The sequence below is a fragment of the Flavobacterium sp. ZT3R18 genome (genome assembly GCF_007097385.1).
GTDB lineage: Bacteria > Bacteroidota > Bacteroidia > Flavobacteriales > Flavobacteriaceae > Flavobacterium.
Window position 1 is genome coordinate 34498 of sequence record NZ_VJZS01000017.1, and the last position, 18974, is coordinate 53471.

Below are 18974 nucleotides of genomic sequence, written 5' to 3' on the forward strand. Positions count from 1 at the left end.
TGACATTCTCGGAAAAAGTCGGGAGACTTTTATCATATTTTACGGTTTTTCAAGAATTTTAAAAAAAACGCAAAGGCATGAGACATTTGCGGAGCATGTAGAGACGAACACTTCGTGGAGCGGGGTAATGACTAATCTACCTCCTCCAAAAAGGCATTTGAGTTAATAAGGTTTTAAAATAATTAATGCCATAGGGATAATTTAATATTTCATTCAAAGTTTTGCTTTCTTCATTCTTAATATTTGGGTTTTGCCAATTATTTATTTTGAACCATCGTTCAACAGATAAATTAAATTGGTTAAAAAAACCTGCTCCGGCTAGAAATCCTACGTATTTTTTAGTTTCTTCATCTAATCTCTCATCACTTTTTAATTGACTATAAACTTCATACTGTGTTATGAAATCATGTTTGTCAATAGAGACATATCCGAAATTTTTAATCATTTCATGATGCCTTTTTAAATCAAAAGCTGGTTCTATATATTTTTGATACCATCTTTCCCACTCTTTAAAGTTAGGATTATGATAATATTTTTTTAGGTACTCCTCAAAATGTAGAAAATATCTATCGTAAGTTTTTCTACTTAAACTACCGTCAGGATAGTTTTTATACTTTTCTATATTTTTTAATTCTTCTGTGGTCATATAATATTTTTTTTTAAGAAGTTAACTGCATTCTCAATTTTGAGAGCATCTAATTTTTGCTTTTCTTTTGATGCATTTTTTATGTGGTTTAAAAAATCCTCGGGTAATTCAATTGATTCCTTTTCTACATAATAAGATAGATAATTGGTCCAAATCCAATCACCATCTGTTAAATACAATATACCTCCAATAATTTGGTTGTCATTTTTTATTAATGAACTAATAACATGCATTGTAGTTGCAATTACTGAACCTTTCTTTAGATGTTTTAATACCATTTCATTGTCATAAGTGCATTTTTTTTTAAACTCATCAAATCTCAATGAATATAAAATAGGATTATGCTCGTAAATAAAACCAATTGTTTTCATATTACTTTCCAGGATTAGATATTTGCCAGTTACCACTATTTGAAATTTTGTAACTTCTATCTTCAAAAATAGTAATATAACCTTTTGTTCCTTTTATGTAATGATTAATAATTTAACCAACTATTCCAAATTCTATATCCTCAATCATTGAGCCCCAAAAATATTTATTATCATTTTCTAATAAATAAGGATCTATTTTCAATAATTCATTTTCTAAAAATTGGGCATATTTTTTATGGTTATAATTTTCACGATAATTTCCAAATTTAGCTTCTGGAATAATTACTTTCCATAAATAATCGTATGTATATAGCTGTAGAATAAGATTTTTAAGAGATTTAGCGAGAAAGCAATTATCCTCATCTTTTACAATATTTCCAGATTCTATAATTAGAAGAATATCTTGTTTGTTATAGGTCTTCCCGATTATAAGTTCTGATTTTGACTTAAATTGTAGATCATTAGTAAATTGAAAATCTAAAATTTTATTTGGCAGACCAATTTCCGTAATAATTAGTTTATCTTCTACTGATAATTTTGCCATTATATTAGGCTTCAATACTCTTTTAACCAAGAAAGATTTGAAATGATTTATTATATTTTGAAGTGTCATTTCTTTTAATTTAAAACATTTAAATTGATTAAAGTCGATAGTTAGTTGATTGCCAGATGTTCATCTAACTGGTTTTTGTAAATCAATTATAACTTTATTTTTTTTAATTTATTCATCCTTCCTTTTAAAAATAAATAATGTTTGATCTTGTGTATGTAAATAAATTCTATTTTGATTGACTTTTATTTCTCCAATAATACCGTTTTCTAACGGAAGTTGATGTTGCCAAAGCATCTCTTTTTTTATAGGATCTAACACTCCAAATCTTGCCCCTATATTGTCGGAATACCTATCTGCTCCTTTGGATTGCGAAAAATAAATTAATCCATCATAAACTGCCCAACGAGGAAAAAGTAAACTGTCGACACCTTTTTCTTTCATCAAATCATCTATAAACCAAGTCGTAATTTCATCGGTTTTGGTGTTGAGTATCGAAATAATCTCGGTATGCAAAAAATAAATGGTTTCATCCTCAACAATCAATTGCCCAACTAAATCGGGATAGGTTTTTACTACTTTTCCTGTGTTGGCATCCAAAGCAAAACAATCATGTTTGCCTCCGCCATGTAATACAAAATAGATGACATCCGAAACTTCAACTATCTCATCGCTAGTGACTACTTCATCTTCATTTAATAATGATGAAAAGGTGTGTCGCCAGAGTAAATTAAGATTGAGGTCATAATTTTCAAGACCTAATTTTGTGTACGAGATAAAGGTATTATTAGAATTAAAAAAATATGGATTAATATTTTTATTTAATTCTATCCATAAGATCAAATTGTTTTTATGATTATAAACTCCGAATTTTATCTTCTCATTAATAAAATCATTTTTTTTAATTATCAACTTATCATTACTAATTACTAAACACTTGTAAATATTATTTTCCTCAAATAAAGGCTCAAAAGTTGAATAATTATAAAATATGCACTCATTTATTAATAAGCCAGAATTCCATTCTTCAATAACTTCACATTTTATATTACTTATTATATTTTCAGTTTTTGAATTAAGATATTTTACTAATTGTTTATCCTTATTTACATAATAAAATTCATCATTAGAGATGTGTTTGACCATTCTTGCAGTATTAATTTTAGAAATTAATTTCATAATTATTTAAATATTGAATTAAAAAATGATGAGTCGTTAAATTTTGAAATAAACCTATCTACAAAATTTTCTGTTGTTAAAAACCTATCGTCAGGTAAAAACTTTTTTATTTTAGTGTATTCTAATTTCTCAATAGCAACTTTATATTTCATTCTTCCTTTTCAAAAACAAATAATGTTTGATCTTGTGTATGTAAATAAATTCTATTTTGATTGACTTTTATTTCTCCAATAATACCGTTTTCTAGCGGAAGTTGATGGTGCCAAAGCATCTCTTTTTTTATAGGGTCTAACACTCCAAATCTTGCCCCTACATTGTCCGAATACCTATCGGCTCCTTTGGATTGCGAAAAATAAATTAATCCATCACGAACTGCCCAACGAGGAAAAAGTAAACTGTCGATACCTTTTTCTTTCATCAAATCATCTATAAACCAAGTCGTAATTTCATCGGTTTTGGTGTTGAGTACCGAAATAATCTCGGTATGCAAAAAATAAATATATTCATCCTCTACAACCAATTGCCCAACTAAATCTGGATAGTTTTTTACTACTTTACCAGTATTAGCATCTAAACCGAAGCATTTTTTGGTTTCTTTACCAAATAAGATGAAGTATATAATTCCTGAAATTTCTATTATTTCGTTACTAATTCCTGCTACTTCCTCGCCCAAAAGAGAAGAAAATGTATGATACCAAACTTCTTTGTTTTCAAAATCTAAACAACCTATTTTTTCTGTATCGTTTGAGATAAATGTATCATTTTTAAAAACAGTTCCTACTCTTCTAATAGAACTAAATTTTTCTAAAACTTTAAATTCAACAACACAAAACTTTGCATAATAAATAGTGTTTCCATCATTAATGCCTACAAAAAAGACAGTTGGAGAAATTCTTTCACGAACAATTATTGCAAAGTCTTCAATATGCTTTATCAGTTCTCCTTTTTTGCTATAAATAGATGATTCAAATTTATTTTCTTCAAAAAGAACTATATTGTTATCAAAAAATCCGCTAATTGAAAAACAACCCTTATTTATTAATTTATTATTTATCAAAAAATATTTTTCTGAATTAATTGTATATATTGTATTATTGCAAACCGCAAAACGATGACATTTTTTTATTATCTCTGTTTTCATTTGAATATTTTTATGTAATTAGATTCAATTCCTAAATAGGAGATTAACTTATTTGCAACTTGACTATCTGTCATTTCTATAAGATCTTTATCATTTAATAATTTAGATATCTTTTCTTTACCAATACTTTCGATAGAACTTTTATGCTCAGTCAACCAATTTACTAATTGATCTTTAGTTAAGTTTGTATTTTTCATTCTCCATTGTATTTCGTCTAAAGAGTTGGCATTAAAAAGGTCACGCTCTATAAACTGTTTTTGTATGGTTTCTTTAGTTATACTTCCGGGACCTGATTTGTATTCTATCATAATATCGGTGCCCTTCGAAGAACAGTTTTTGCATGCTAAGTCTATAAATGAAAATGTTTCTCTAGAGTTACCTACCCGTAATTCTAACTGTAGGTTTTTGCCTTTAAAGGCTAGTTCTTTACCCAAATCTTCTACAATCCAATGTACTCCTTGTCGATAATTGGCATTTCCTCCTTTTAATATATCAATTACAGAAGAAAAATTATCTATTTTGATATTATTGGTTGCTAAATGATTACCTAACTTGTCTAAATCTTGCATTAATTGAGCAAAACTAGCATCACTATAACCATTTACTTTTGCAAGCAGTTCATCAGTAAAACCAAGTTCTTTGAGTTTAATATTACCTATAGTTTTTGTATATGCCTGCAATGCCAAAGGATTTTTTCTCAAACTGCTTTTTCCAGCCAAATGTAATTGTTGGTAAGCAAAAGATCCGTCCGGGTCATTTCTTATAATTGTCTTAAACTCATCCGTACCACTATTTAATTCTTTTGCTAAGTCACTAAACCAACATCCTGATTGTGAAAATCCTAATTGTGATATAAGCAGTAGAAATGCAAATAGGATATGTTTTATTACTTTATTCATTGTTTTTTCTTTGTTAGTTACATATAAATTCATTGCCATGATTTTTTCTAAAATTTTTCCAACCTGATAATAATTCTGAGTTTTCTTTTAATAAAGCTTTTGATACGTCATCACTTGCATTGGTGAAATCTTCTAAAAATTTAGCTCTTAAATTAGTTGGTAATTCATTAGCAAGTTTGCTAAGCTGTGTTTCTTTTATTATTCTTTCTGGTTTAATATTCTCTAATACATCATCAATATATTTTTGCTCAAATAAAATAATATTTTCATAATCTTTTGTGCCTCTAGCACCAGGTACAATCATTCCATTATATCCTTTTTTTCTTGCCCAAGAAGCCAATTCATTTGTAAATTCATACATTTCAGCCTTGTCGTCCAAAACCTTGGTTAAATCATCAAATTGGGTAGCTAGTTGTCGCCTTACAACATCATCTGTTAAATCTAATAAATTAGCAGCTTTTACATTAGAATATTTATAGGTACTAAATTCTGACCATCCACCATAATGGGGTACTAGTTCTCTTTTATTTCCTGCCTCTGTTTTACTCAAGTACATTGCATTCTCTTCTCCAGCTAAATCATATCTTCCCCATGAACTCCATACTTCATGAGAAGTCATTTTATTTGGTACGGCACCAAAATTCTTTTCAGAATTGATACCCAAAGAACGAAATACATCACCTGTGTAAGTTTTTCCAACTGGTTTATTTGTTAATTTTGATAAATAGGTTTTTAGTTCACTGCCTGATTTTGCAATAAACCGTTCTGTCTTAATCAAACTCTCAAACGCCTCCCTAACCTCAACATCAGTAGCGTTTGTTAACTTCTTAGATAATAAATTTGTTCCTTTTTGTTCTGCAAGGACTACCAGATTTTCAGTGCCGTTTTCAACTTTAATGTAACCAGTAACAATCTCGTTTTCTGTAGCTTTTACAAAAGCGTTTTTATAAGTTCCGTGCGGAATTAAATATTCTACAACTACCTTATTTGCTTCTTTACTAAGTTCCTTGTTTAATAAAGTTTTTACAGCTACTTCATCAAGTCCTTTTTCTAATTGAATGGAAATAATTAAGTTTTGTTTAAACTTAACAATCGTAGGATAAACTTCTGCAATTTTACAGATCACTTCCCCTACAACAGGACCAACTCCGTAAGCCCCCAAGTACATCATTGCAGTGTTCAAGTCGCCTTTAGTTGCGTAATAAACAATGGCCAGCCCATCTACTATAACTACCGCTACATTGCCAAAAGGAATTGAAGCAATACCAGCGACTAGAAATGCATCATCTATATATTGTTCTATACAAGTCTTGTTTAATGTAAATTTACACTCAGAGATATGTGGTACTATTGAAACTATTCCATCTTCATATTCAGGTTTATTAAAATCAAAATAGGAAAGTCTCCAATCTGCATATTTATCTGCATAAAGTTGAGCCAAATTCAAACTTTCATCAGCAACGTATTGTTCTTTTAATCTGTTTATATTTTCTTTTTCATTCAAAGCAACAATGTTGTTGGTTTGAGTGTCTTTAAACAAATAAATGGCTTGAATGGCATTCCCTTTTTGCTCTTTAACGGTAACAATTTTTCTTAAAATATTCTTTGTTAAAAAAGATTTCGTTGGGGCGTTTTTAATTTCTTCGGTTGTAACTTTTTCAATTACATAGATATATTGTAATTGGTTTTTAGGGACTTGTTGGTAAAATTGTATTAATGACTGACCAAAAGAGGTAAATTGTTTCGTTTCATTTATTTTTAATAAACTTCTTGCATCTAATTTTATCGAAGCTGAAATTTTATTTCCAAAGGCAAAATAAGTTTTCCATTCCAATTGGTGACTGGCATTATAATTTCTGACCACTAAAACATAAATGCCATTTTCCTTGGAAATAGATTTACTGTATTTAAAAATGTCTTCAGCAAATTCTGTTCCCTCTTGCTCTGTAAAAGTGCAAGTGGTTTCTACAAACCGAATATAAGTTTGGACACCAGAACTTACTTCTAAATAGGCTAGTTTTTGATTTAATTCTTTGATATAATCCGATTTGAACATATCATTATTGAAGTAATCACTCCCGGGATTGATATATTTTAAATCATCCGTATTGATATTTGAAAGGTTATCACCGTATTTGTTTTTAGAATTATTTTTAATATCTAAATCTAAATACTTGACCATTTTATCCCCCCAAGTTTTGGTGCCATCTGCTCCAGCGGTATTTAAATTGTGTACTTGTTCAAAAGTATTAGTACCACAATCTCTAACAATTACGATATTCCCTTGGTTATCGTCCTGTGAATTGTTTTGACCATTGCATTCGTTTTGAGTGATTTTTCTACATTCAAAAGTATTTCCTTTAAGTACAACAATCTCTTCGCCAACCTTGCAATCTTTTAAAGTTGCGAAATTTGCAATCACATATCTTGAACTTACTGAAATACCCGAATAAGTGACCACGACTTTTCCTAAAGCATCCGTTTTCTCTTCTCTTTTAACGCCTTTTTCTACATTACCTTTTGTTATGTCCGATTCAATGCATGTAGAACAAATCAATTGACTTGCTTCATAAGTCCCAGTTATTAAAGTCGGATTGTTTTTGTCCTTTATAATTCGACGAGACAAATTATATATATTATTTTTTTCATCAGTAACTTTAATTAATTCACCTGATGCTGTGATATAAAGTTTATTGATTTTCTTTATTTCATTATCGTCGAATTTTGCTAGTTTTTTGCCAACAAAAAACTGATTACAACTTTTAGATATGTCAAATTTTATGGGATCTCCATTAACATCAATTCCTACAATTACACTTCCGTCTTGAAGTGCCCCCGCACTACTCCCCTGAGTAAACTGATACAATTGCAACCCCGGAGCATGAATTATTTCCCAATCATTGTGGCTTAATGCAGTTCCAGTTCCATAATCCATTAATAAATCAGTAGTAACGGTGGTGCTGTAATCTGTGAACGGATGTTGCAACCCAAAAACACCATGTCCAAGCTCGTGTGCTAGTGTACGGACTTCGACAGGCTCAGCCCCCGAAGGGGGAGCAAAGATGAAACCAAACTGCCTTTTTAGAGGCATAAAGCCTAACACACCAGACTTACTTGCAGGAACTCCAGTAAACAACACATAATAAGTGTTATTTTTATAGCTGGATCCCAATTGGGTTTGAAAATCTGTAATAATGGTTTGTTGTCCATCGGTATAAGTATTAAGCAAATCACTATCACCTGTTTCAATGCTAGTGTCCCAACTTTTTGCTATATCAACTTTTATAGTGCTAACCTCAAATTGTATTCCCGCTTTGCCGTATATGCTATTAAGGTATTCTTGGGCTTGGCTTTGTGTTGGTGTTTGTCCTCCATTCAATCCCACCAAAGTTACATTTACTTTTTTGCTGGTTACATGCCACATATTCAGTGTACCTGCAATGTCGTATTTGGCGGTTACTTTTACGCTGTCTTTTTGTACAGGCGGTTTTACGGTGGCTAGTATTGATTCTTTGGCAAAATCTAAGGTGCGTTTTAGCGTAAGCGTTGCCACATTGCCTGACCAAGTAGATGGAATTTCGGTACCGTTTTCGGTTTTAAAAACGATGTCAGCTGCTGTTTTTCCGTTGCTGAATGTCGCTTTTGCCGTAATATAATCTTCGGCTTTTGGTGCATCCGAGACGGCTTTATAATGTACATAATAGTTCGTTCCGTCTTTTTTAGGAATGACATCGTATGTATTGTTGAGTTTGGTATTGCCTTTTAGTTTAGGGTCTTGGTTTGGGTTTTCGTCTAAGCTATAGAAACCCGTTCCAGCGGCAAAGGTTATACTAACATCTGGAGATGAGATTTGCTTGATATTGCCACCAGATCCCATTCCATTAGTGTTTTGAGGGGTAGGAACACCACCGGGTGCTATTTTTCCAGTTGATTCGATATTACCAACAGGTGCATTGGGAGAAACAGCATATTGTTTACCATTTCTATCGGAGATTATTACATCATTTGCCGTTTTTGGCTGCGTAACGACAACGCCATTGGTACCTGTTATGGTAAGTGTTCCATCTGCATTTTTTACAACACTTTTGATTTCAAATTGTACGTCAATAGGAATGACAGTTCCCGTATCTCCCAATACATCATTAACGAGTTTATCCCCATCAATCATACTTCCCCACTTCGGATCATAACTCGCCACAATTTCCCCCGAAATCAATTTAAAATCGGTATTTACCCCTATATTTTTAAAAGTAATCCGAATGCGAGTGTATTTGCCAATATTAGCTTTAGAGTCTCCATTTTCATCACTGCCTGCCAAAGCAGCAGCGGCATCAATAAGTTTTCTAAACTTCTCTAAAAACGGTAAAGTCACATAGCCTTCGCCTGAGAAAGTACCGTTGCTTCCTGTAGATTTTAATACTACTATAGGGAAATCGCCTGCCGTTACCACATCATTAGGGAATAAAGCGGGTAGTGGCGTTTTGTTGGACAGGGCTGTAGGATCGGGCTTGATGCCACAACCTGTAAAGGCAATTTCGTCTTGAGCTAGAGTCGTAAAATCCTGAATGTTGCTGTGGGTATATTCGCCTGGGTCGCAGGCAGCGCCTACAGTGTACTCGTAGGTGGTTTTTGGTTTTAGGTTGCTTATGAGTGCGTATTCCCTTGGGGTTACGAGTTTGTACCACTTGGAGTCGGCATTTTTTTCTCTATAATTAACTTGGTAATCAAAATTATCCACAGCGCCACTCCAAGTCACTTTGGCTTGTTCTTGGCTTACGTCGGTGGCGGTAATCGCCATGGGTGGTTTACAGAACGTGAGGTATTTAAAAGAGTAGGTTTCGCTATAACCGTTGTTCTTAAAAACACCAATTTCTTCGGCACCTACTAGGGCTTTGGCTTTTACGCGCCATGCGTACGTCTTGCCGGGAATAAGTTGGGGTTCGGCAATGCTGTATTGTACCGTGGTATTTCGGGTAGTGGTGGTATAAAGCGGAGGCGAGTAGGCAAAGGCATTTTGGATAGGCGTATTGCTGTTCCAAATCTCGACTAGGGAGAATTCATATTCTACATTACTTACGTTAATGCTTCTCGGTGTCCAGCTAAAGACGATGTTCTGGATGTTTTGCTCCATGATCTCTGCTTGGTTTGCAGGTAGGTTTAAGAACGGTGGTTCGTTCTGGAAAATAACAGTGGTAACACTTGATTTCTTAGACAGTTTTTTGTTGGAGGCAAAATCATACACTTCAAATGAGATAGTGTAAATTCCCTCGGGTAAGGGTTGCCCATATTGGTTGGGATTAATCCCTTTTATGTTTTGAAATTCAAAATACGATCCTAGCTCTACATTGGTCAACTGCGTTGGGAATCCACCTTCGAGATAGATAGGTGCTGCCCCCACCACAAAATCATTGGTTACAAAAGACACCGCTCCCTGAAAGTAGCACTTCAATCGCACTTGCCTGTTCATAATAGACAAGTCATTGAGTATCAATTGCACCTTTATGGGACTGTTGATGCTCGCAGTATTGGCATAATTACTCAGGTAAATAGGCGAGGGCTGCGTGAGTTGCGTGCTTATAGTTACGGGGTAGGTTTGGGCAAAAGCCCCCCAGCCCCCAAAGGGGGAGCATTGCAGGAGTAAGAGGGTTACAAGGATGTATAGTTTTTTTTGCATTTGGTAATTATTTTACTTCTTAAATTTTATTTTTAAACACATAGATATTTTTTTTAAGCTCTACGCTCTAGACTTTATGCTCTAACTTCTTTATTCTCACTTCTGAATGTATTTCAACTCAACTTCTTCATTCATGCTGTTTGTAACCGCTATTTCATGGTAAAACGGAATTATATTTTGTTCCAGTTGGGCGATTATTTCGGCATCTGGTTTTTTGTCGGTTATCATTTTATAAACATCTTCAATTTCTTTTTTGTTATAGCGAAGGAAGTACTCATTTTGTTCTAATCCTTTACGATCTGCTTTTGAAAGTTTCGAAAATTCGGTTTGCATAAAGCGGTGCACCTGTAGTTTTTGTTTGGCTTTATCGCTTTTTTCAACCAATTTTAGATAGGAGTTATAACTGATTTTATCCGTTATTTCATTAGCATTTTTGCCGTGTAGTTGATGAGAATTCACTCGGCTAATGGCTGTGGTGTATGCTTTTTCGCAGCTTTCGTCATTACCGCTGATTTCTTGGGTTACTTTTTGAACAGCTTGAACGATCAATTCATTGTATTTTTTAACCACTTCGGCCGCAGCTTGGTATTGTTCTAGATAATCGATCACTTTGTCCTTGAAGCTGGAATCATCTAGGGTCAAAGGGACTAGTGTTAGTAAGTGTTCCAGTTGCGTAGTTTCGGCAATGGGTAAGGGGTGTAATTGCAAATCCTGTAATTGTAGGGTGATTTGCTCTCGCGTCCCCTCCAATTTATAATCTTTGAAGTTTATTTTCAGGATGTTGCCTCCCAGTTGTTTTTCTTCTTTTTTGGGCGCTTTTGGAGTTGCTCTCCATTTTATTTTATCGAATGAATAGGCATACGTCAGAGTAGCAGTGACGTCATTGTTTTTGGAGGTTGTGGTTTTGCCAAATAAAGAAATAACACTCATATTGAAGCTGTGTTTTTCTAAATACAAGTACGAACCTGTGAGGCGTAAGTTGAAAATGTCGTTTTGCTTGTTGCCGTTGCTAAAACTGCTGTTGTAGCTGGTAGAAAACGAAGTGTTTAATTTTCGATCCATCAATAATTTGGTCACGCCAAGGGTTGGACCAATGATTAGGTTGTTGCCGGTTTCTATTTGGCTGTACGTATTATTGAGCGACCCCATAAAGTTTAAATCTTTTGTGGGATACCCCTGAATATAAGAAATGGCAGAGTTGTAAAAAGTCGTTGCACCACCAGCTACCGTTTGCCCTTGTTGCTCATTGGATGACTCCTGCATCGAGAAATTGGCACTTATGGATTTCTTGAGCTGTTTGTCGTTTTTGATGAGATAGTTTGCCGTTAATCCCAAATTTTTATTGACTTGTCTAAAGTTTAACGTATCTACATAGACCAAATTTGGATCTTGATTGATGTAATCAAACTGGTTGCGGCTGTTGGTAAAAGATTGAAAATTGGAGTAATTAAAATTCAGATTTAATTTTTGGCTGGCTTTGTAATCTGCTGTAATAGAAGATACCAATCTTTTGGACTGACTGACTTTTTGTTTCTCTATATTGTCTTTTTGCATCCCTAAACTTAAGGCCAGCGATACTTTGTCTTTAAAAATCTGTTGGGTTGCATTTACAGTGATATTCTCTAAATCATTATTAAAATAGTAACTCCCCAAAGTTCTGTAATTGGGATCGATGCGTTCGTAGCCCAATCCCAAAGTTCCTTTTCCCGCAGGATAAACCAATTGTGCTTTGATGGCATTTTGTGAAGTAGTTGTTTCGTTTGATTTTAGAAATAGGGAAGCAATGCCTTTTCCTTTGGTCGAGCCGTCAATACTAATATCTTCGGTTATGCTACTGTTGGCATATTCGGTCATGACTTGCAGTCTTTGGAATAATTTGAAACTGGTTTCAAAACTCACTGCTACGTTTTCTTTTGGCGTAAGCCCTAACTCAAATGGTACGGGATTAGACAATGAACTCACTACATCAGAGGCTTTAAAAAAGATGATGCCTAGATTTACTTTTTCGAAAGTGTATGCTGTTTTAAAACCATAGCCATAGCGTTTGAAAGTAGGAATTGCAGCTGGAATGGTTGCGTCATACTCACTACTTTTCAAGAGGCGACCATACATAGCACTGACTTTGAATTTTCCCGGAGGGGTAAGATCTACACCAAAACCAGTAAACAAATGCCCGTTTAAGGTATAGGGAGAAAAAGTCATGCTTACATCTCCAATGTGGGTTGTGATCCATTTGTAGGATGGGTGTATACTTAACGTTTTCATGGCAATAGGCTTGGTGTACCCAAATTTTTGAGTGGAGTAGGAGAAGGAAAACGGTAAGTTGTACAATCCTGCCACGTTGATATTGATGTTTCCGTTAAGAAAATACGAAAAAGGCTCTCTAGCCGCATTCCCCGAATACATAATTGCATTTGCCGATGCACCACCCGAAACCTTAATCAGTTTGGTCTTTGCTAATTGCTCTACATTGAAGCTTTGTGAATAGCCAAGGGTAGTTGCAAAAAACAGTAAAATAAAAAATCGTATGCTGTTTAAAATCATTTTGATGTTGCGATAAAATAGGGGAGAAAGGGTGTCTTTCTCCCATTTTATATGTTGTTTATTTGTGAAATCTAGTACTCTAAAAGGGCTAACAATCTAAGAAGTCTATTTAATAATTATTTTCCTCAACTGATTCCCTTGTTGCGATTCAACCAGAACGAAATACACACCGGCAGTTAATCCGCTTAGGCTAAAGTTGAACGAGTATTGGTCTTTTCCTTCTTCATATTTAGAGTCGATAATTTTATTGTTGGTCAAGTTATACACCTTGATGTGAGCTGGCATTACTTTATCTAGTGTTACATCTACGGTAAAAATACCATTGGATGGATTGGGATAGATTCTGAGATCAAATTTCTTCTTCAAATCGGTACTGTCTGGATCCGTGTATTCGCCTTCAACCACTACAATTTTTTTGGTTTGAGTAGCGGTACAATTTCCTTTTTTTGTATTTAATGTCAGTTCATATTCGCCCGCTTTGCTAAAACTCAACTCGGCAAAATCTTTGTCTTTTGAAACTACAGTAGCTGCTGCGGGTAAAACCCATTCGATATTGTCGGCAATAGGATTACTAATGTCCACAATAATGAATTTCTCGTTCATAAACACCTGAGTAGAGGAGGCGAACTCGGCACTAATTGCGGTATCTTGCTTGGATATTTTGAGCATATCGGTAGCGTTACAGCCCAAACGATTGGTTACTACGAGCGTATATTCTGCGGGTTCTGAAACCGTAATAATAGGTTTGTTGCTTGTAAATCCTTTGGTCGATGTCCAAGAATATTTGGCTTTGTCATCGGCATTAGTCGCGTTGATGGTAAGCGATTGGTCGAAACAAAGCGTTACATCTTCACCCAGATTGATGACGTCTTTTGGCGGATTTTGGATACTGTAGGTTTTGTTAATCACGCAGCCCTTGAAATCTGTTACCCCCACCGAATATACTTTTGCGGAAGCGTTACTCAATACATTCGATTTTTCCCCAGTGTTCCATAAATAGGTGTAAGGGCCTTGTCCTCCAGAGGAAGTTAAAACTATAGTGGCATCCGATCCTCCAAAACAGGTTGGTTTTGTGATTTTTTCGGCTGTAGCCAAATGAGTAGGAGCCGTGATTGTGATGTTTTTTGAAATACTACAACCGTTGTTGTCCGTTACTAATACCGAATAATTGGCAGGCGGTACGTCTTGTAAATTTGCAGTTCGAGCAGCTGTATTCCATAAATAGGTGTAAGGTGCTGTTCCTCCTACTGGTGTGGTAGTGATGCTCCAATCATTGGCATCGCCACAACGAGTGTATTCGGATGCAAGGGTATTGTTTAAAATATCAGGTTGGGTAATGGTACTATTCGCACTTTGTTTCGTCAATCCAAAAGAATCCGAAAGTACTACATAGTAAGTTCCAGCAGTTGCATTTACTAAAGTTGCGGCTTGTCCTACAACATGGAGCGGATCTGTCGTTTTGTACCATTTGTAATAATAAATAGGAGTTCCTCCTGAAGCAGCAGCTTTGATACTCGCGGTAGCATCACCATTGCATTTTATAATGTTAATTTGGTTTGTCGAAAGCACCAATGGATCGATTTTATCCAAATCTTTTTCGATAACGGCACAGCCTTTGGCATCTGTTACCGTAATGAAATATTGCCCGGCAAAAATGTTGTTGATGCTCGTATTGGAAGACTGATTTAGATCCGAATAAATCAAATCTTTTTTGTCGTTGTACCACAAATAATTATAATTTGGAGTTCCGCCTGTTACTTCAATTTTGATACTACCATCTTGCAACCCTAAAGCGGAGGGTGGATTTTTAGTTACTTTACTTACATATAATAATTCGGGTTCTGTAATGGTTATGTTTTCTATAGCTTGGCATTGATTATCATCAGTAACCGTAACGGTATAAATCCCTGCACGAAGACTATTTATAGCGTCAGTGTCTTTTCCGTTACTCCAGCTAATGGTGTGATTTCCTGTTCCGCCAGTAACAGTAATGGCAATGGTACCATTATTACCATTGTAACACGAAACATTGGTTTGGGTATAACTGATTTTTAAGAGTGGAGGCTCGATAATTGGCGCACTTTGCAAAGTGAATGTATTATTTTCGATATCGGTTACCGTAAGGGCATACGTTCCTGCTACCAAGGTTTCGGAGGGGTTGGTCGTAGAGGCAGTAACGTTTGGTGTTAGTATATTGTACCATTTATAGGTGTAATTTTTATTGGCATCTAACATACCAATTGGAGCTCCACCAGTTACAGTCGCTTCTAGTATTCCAAATTTATCACCATTACATTTGATGGTTGAGGTTGGAGTTTGAGAAATAGCTGTAATTAATAATTTGTCCGGTTGTATTATGTTGTAGTTGTTAGAAGTTGTACAACTATTAGCATCTGTAATCGTTAGGGTATAATTCCCTATCGAGAGTTTGTCTAATGTTAAGGCACTTCCAACTATTGAAACATTTGACTGGTTCCCAAAGCTGTATGTATAAGGACTTGTTCCTCCTGTTATTGCTACAGAGATCCTTCCGTTTAGGGTTTCAAAACCAGTTAGGTTTTTTACTTCTGTGTCTGTTATTAACAAAGGAGCTTTAGGTTGACTAATGATTAGAGGGTTTGCTAGTGAAGCTGTACAGCCATAGGCATCAGTTATGATGACGCTATAGGTACCCGAAAATAAATCAGGAACAGTATCCAATTTTCCTAGATTTGTCCTTGCTGGTAATGGCGCGTTCCCATTGGACCAAACTGCTGTATAAGGAGCGGTTCCACCTTCTATTTGGATGCTAATTGCTCCAGTTTGTGCACCATGACATAAAACATTGGTTTGGGATGTTGAGGCAACGGTTAATAATGTTTTTTGATTAATAAGTTTATAATTCAATTGTTCTGCTTCCGCAAAAGGGCCTGTAGGTTCTGGATTGGCAGAGTCTGTTACTTTTAAAGAATATTCACCAGCAGTTAGCTTATCAATATCTTGAAGATTTGAAATAAATTCTAAAGTTGAGGTTTGTTCATTCTTTTTGTACCAAGCAATTTTATATGGGGTAATTCCTCCGATTATTTCTGCATGAAGTTTTCCGCTAGGGGTTCCGTAGCAAAATATAGATTCTGTTTCTTGAATGGCTACAGTCAGTTTGTTATTTTCTGGAAGGACACAATCAATGGTTTTGGTGCAACCTGTATTTGCAACTTTTACGGTTAAATGGTACGTTCCTTTGCCTAAACCTGTAGGACTACGATCAGTACTTATTACAGTTGCATCATTATCTTTTGTCCAGGAATAGCTATAATCTGTACTCGCTTCATTTCCTACAAGGCCACGAGTTATAGGAGCAATTGTAATTGCTCCATCTTTTAAGTTTTTTCCAAAAATGGAAACTTTTTTGATTATTGGATCTGGGATGATTATTTCTGTGGGAGAAGTGATTGTAAAAACAGTAGGTGTAACTGTAATACATTGATGTTGGTCTTTAATGATTACCTCATAATTTCCAGCTGTAAGTGTGTTTGAAGCTGCTGCTGTAAGGGTTGGTAAAGGAGCACTGTTTCTTTTCCAAGAATAAGTGTAATTACCATTTATAGGTGTACCACCAGTAGCAGTAATAATTGCCGTTCCATCATTACTGCTAAAACAGGATTCGTTTGTAGTAATTACAGTAGCTGTTAAAGCAGCATTAGGTTGGGTTAGGGTATAAACACGAGATAACACAGAATCATAGCTATCAAAAATTTCTACTTTATAATTTCCTGCTTTGCGGCCAGCTAATGTTGGGTTTGTTTCGTTAGGAAGTTCTGTAAAAGTTTCAGGTTGTTTATTATCTGATTCGTACCATTGGTATTGGTAGGTTTTGATAGTTTCATTTTGATCCAATGTTCCTCCATCGGCTTGTACGGTTATATTACCAGTTGTAGCGCCATAGCAATTTATATTATTTTCTGCGATGTCTTTTACAGCTAAAGTTTTGAGAACGACAGGATCACTAGATTTTTCGCATCCTAATCCACTGTTGTCAATCACGGTTAAAACGTAAGTCCCATCTCCTAGAGTATAAATATCTTTGTCGTTAGGGCTTGGGGTGTAAGGTGCGGTGTTTTTTGTCCATTTATAGGTGTAATTTCCATAACCATTAGTTACAGATATTGATATAGCTCCACCATTTGGTTTACTTGGTGTTGGTTGAGTCTTTGAATAAAATGCAACGGATAATAAGTTTGGAGGAGTAGCAATTGTTACACTATTTGTAAAAGTTAATGACGGGTCATTTGTGGTATCTGTAATAGTATATTTGTATGTTCCTCCTGCTAAACCTGATATGTCTTTGGTTGTGGCATCATTATTCCAAAGAACATTATAGCTTCCAGAACCTCCTTGTATAGCTAATGAGATACTGCCATCTTTTACCCCAAAACATTTTACATCTGTTTTAGTTGGGATGCATGATATTTTTTGTTTGACAACTAGTACAGTGTCTTTTACGCATGTATTCCCATCAGCTATTCTTATTGCATAAGAACCTGCAATGAGTTGGCTTAAGTTTGGGGCTTCTGTACTACCTAAAAATATTTTATAAGAAGGTGTACCACCAGATATTTTGTTAAGTACTATAGATCCGTCAGCAGCAGAAGGGCCTGATGAAGGGGAAGTTTCTCCTTTTATCGATATGGGCTTAGAAGGAGAAGTCAATGATATTGATTTTGGTACTGTACAATTCTTACTATCTTTAACAGTAATTGAATAAGTTCCAGCTGCAAGACCTGAAAAAGTCGGACTGCCTTGGAAGTTTTTCCCATCTTTGCTATATGTGTAACCACCATTGCCTCCTTGAGGGTTTATTACCGTAACACTTCCTGTATTATTACCCTGGCATAAAATATTAATTTGTGTTGTTTGAAATGTTATTGGAGCTACTTCTTTATATTGAAAGTCTAATATTGAAGGAGAATCCAAGACACCTCTCATTATTGTTTTAGAAGAGTCTTTATGATCAGTAATTTGTGCTTGATATCTTACTTTATATTTATGATCTGTCTCTAATCGTCGTAAATCAGTAGTAGTATATGTATAAGTTTTTGTGTCGTCAGGATATGATATAGGGCCGCTAATTTGCATAAATATTTTTGAATTATTATTTATGTCACAAACAGATATAGAGGCTAGTTTTTCCCCTATAGTGGAGTTTAATTTGTCTTGAAATGTTATTGCTAATGATTTGACAATATCTCCATTACATTGTGGACCTACAAATGAAATGCTTGTAATAACTGGACCACAAGGAGAAAATGTTATCGGTATCACATTAGAAAAAGGCCTATCCTGACCATACCCCAATCTAAAATAAATTGTTTCGCCAAAAAATTGTTCGCTACTAGAACCTAATAGATCATTAATACTAAATGCAGTTTGTGGAGTGTCATTCGTTGTCAGATTACTACCTATTGAAGATGGGACATCTACCCAAGTTACTTGGTTGTCTTTGGAATATTGCCAGTGGTAGGCTGCATCAGGGAATCCTGCGGAACCTTCTAAATCTAATGTCTCTCCAGAACAAATAGTGGAGGCTTTATTATTTTTAATAGATACATTGGGAATGAATTTATCAATTGAGACCCCTCCATTACATCCACCTAGATTCATAAAAATTCCTTTAATTAAATTTGTAGCAGTCTCAGTTTGTGTGTTTTTTTCAGCAGGAATGTTACAATCGTTAGAACTTGCTCCAAGAGCAGCACAACTACTATTGCTTGATAATGTAAAAGAGTTACCAGATGCTGTATAAGTACGAATGCCAGAAACATTCATAGAATTTCCTCCAGCATTAAAAGAATCGATTCCCGAAAAGTCCCAATCAAAATGAGCAGCATGACAGTCTGAAGCTGATGCTTCATAACTTAAAGTAATCGTATAGTCTTGCCCATAACTTTTTATGGCAAAAAGAAATAATACTAACAAAAATATCTTCTTCAT

General features: G+C 34.8%; 9 protein-coding genes. All 9 read right to left on the reverse strand.

Going from position 1 to position 18974, the window contains the following annotated elements; translation table 11 throughout:
* Positions 1 to 136: 136 nt before the first annotated feature.
* The gene (locus tag FNW52_RS15845) at positions 137 to 646 is read right to left on the reverse strand and encodes a hypothetical protein (protein WP_143378410.1); all 510 of its coding nucleotides are present in this window, start codon (positions 644 to 646) and stop codon (positions 137 to 139) included.
* On the reverse strand, positions 643 to 1017 hold the full coding sequence (locus FNW52_RS15850; RefSeq protein ID WP_185966008.1) for a hypothetical protein: 375 nt from the start codon (positions 1015 to 1017) through the stop codon (positions 643 to 645). Before FNW52_RS15850 ends, FNW52_RS15845 begins: the two co-directional genes overlap by 4 nt.
* A gap of 112 nt (positions 1018 to 1129) precedes the next feature.
* Positions 1130 to 1630 carry a hypothetical protein gene (locus tag FNW52_RS15855; protein ID WP_143378413.1) on the reverse strand — a complete coding sequence of 167 codons (501 nt, stop codon included), beginning with the start codon at positions 1628 to 1630 and terminating at the stop codon, positions 1130 to 1132.
* 108 nt (positions 1631 to 1738) lie between these two features.
* Positions 1739 to 2746, reverse strand: a complete 1008-nt coding sequence (locus FNW52_RS15860; RefSeq protein WP_143378414.1) for a hypothetical protein — start codon at positions 2744 to 2746, stop codon at positions 1739 to 1741.
* Positions 2747 to 2894: 148 nt separating this feature from the next.
* On the reverse strand, positions 2895 to 3887 hold the full coding sequence (locus tag FNW52_RS15865; protein ID WP_143378416.1) for a hypothetical protein: 993 nt from the start codon (positions 3885 to 3887) through the stop codon (positions 2895 to 2897).
* Positions 3884 to 4825, reverse strand: coding sequence for a hypothetical protein (locus FNW52_RS15870; RefSeq protein ID WP_143378418.1), 942 nt, complete (start codon positions 4823 to 4825; stop codon positions 3884 to 3886). The genes FNW52_RS15865 and FNW52_RS15870 overlap by 4 nt, the downstream gene beginning before the upstream one ends.
* Positions 4800 to 10460: a fibronectin type III domain-containing protein gene (locus FNW52_RS15875; protein ID WP_143378424.1), complete on the reverse strand. Its 5661-nt coding sequence runs from the start codon at positions 10458 to 10460 to the stop codon at positions 4800 to 4802. The genes FNW52_RS15870 and FNW52_RS15875 overlap by 26 nt, the downstream gene beginning before the upstream one ends.
* 96 nt (positions 10461 to 10556) lie before the next feature.
* Positions 10557 to 13004: a hypothetical protein gene (locus tag FNW52_RS15880; RefSeq protein WP_143378426.1), complete on the reverse strand. Its 2448-nt coding sequence runs from the start codon at positions 13002 to 13004 to the stop codon at positions 10557 to 10559.
* Positions 13005 to 13109: 105 nt separating this feature from the next.
* Positions 13110 to 18974: a T9SS type A sorting domain-containing protein gene (locus FNW52_RS15885; RefSeq protein WP_143378428.1), complete on the reverse strand. Its 5865-nt coding sequence runs from the start codon at positions 18972 to 18974 to the stop codon at positions 13110 to 13112.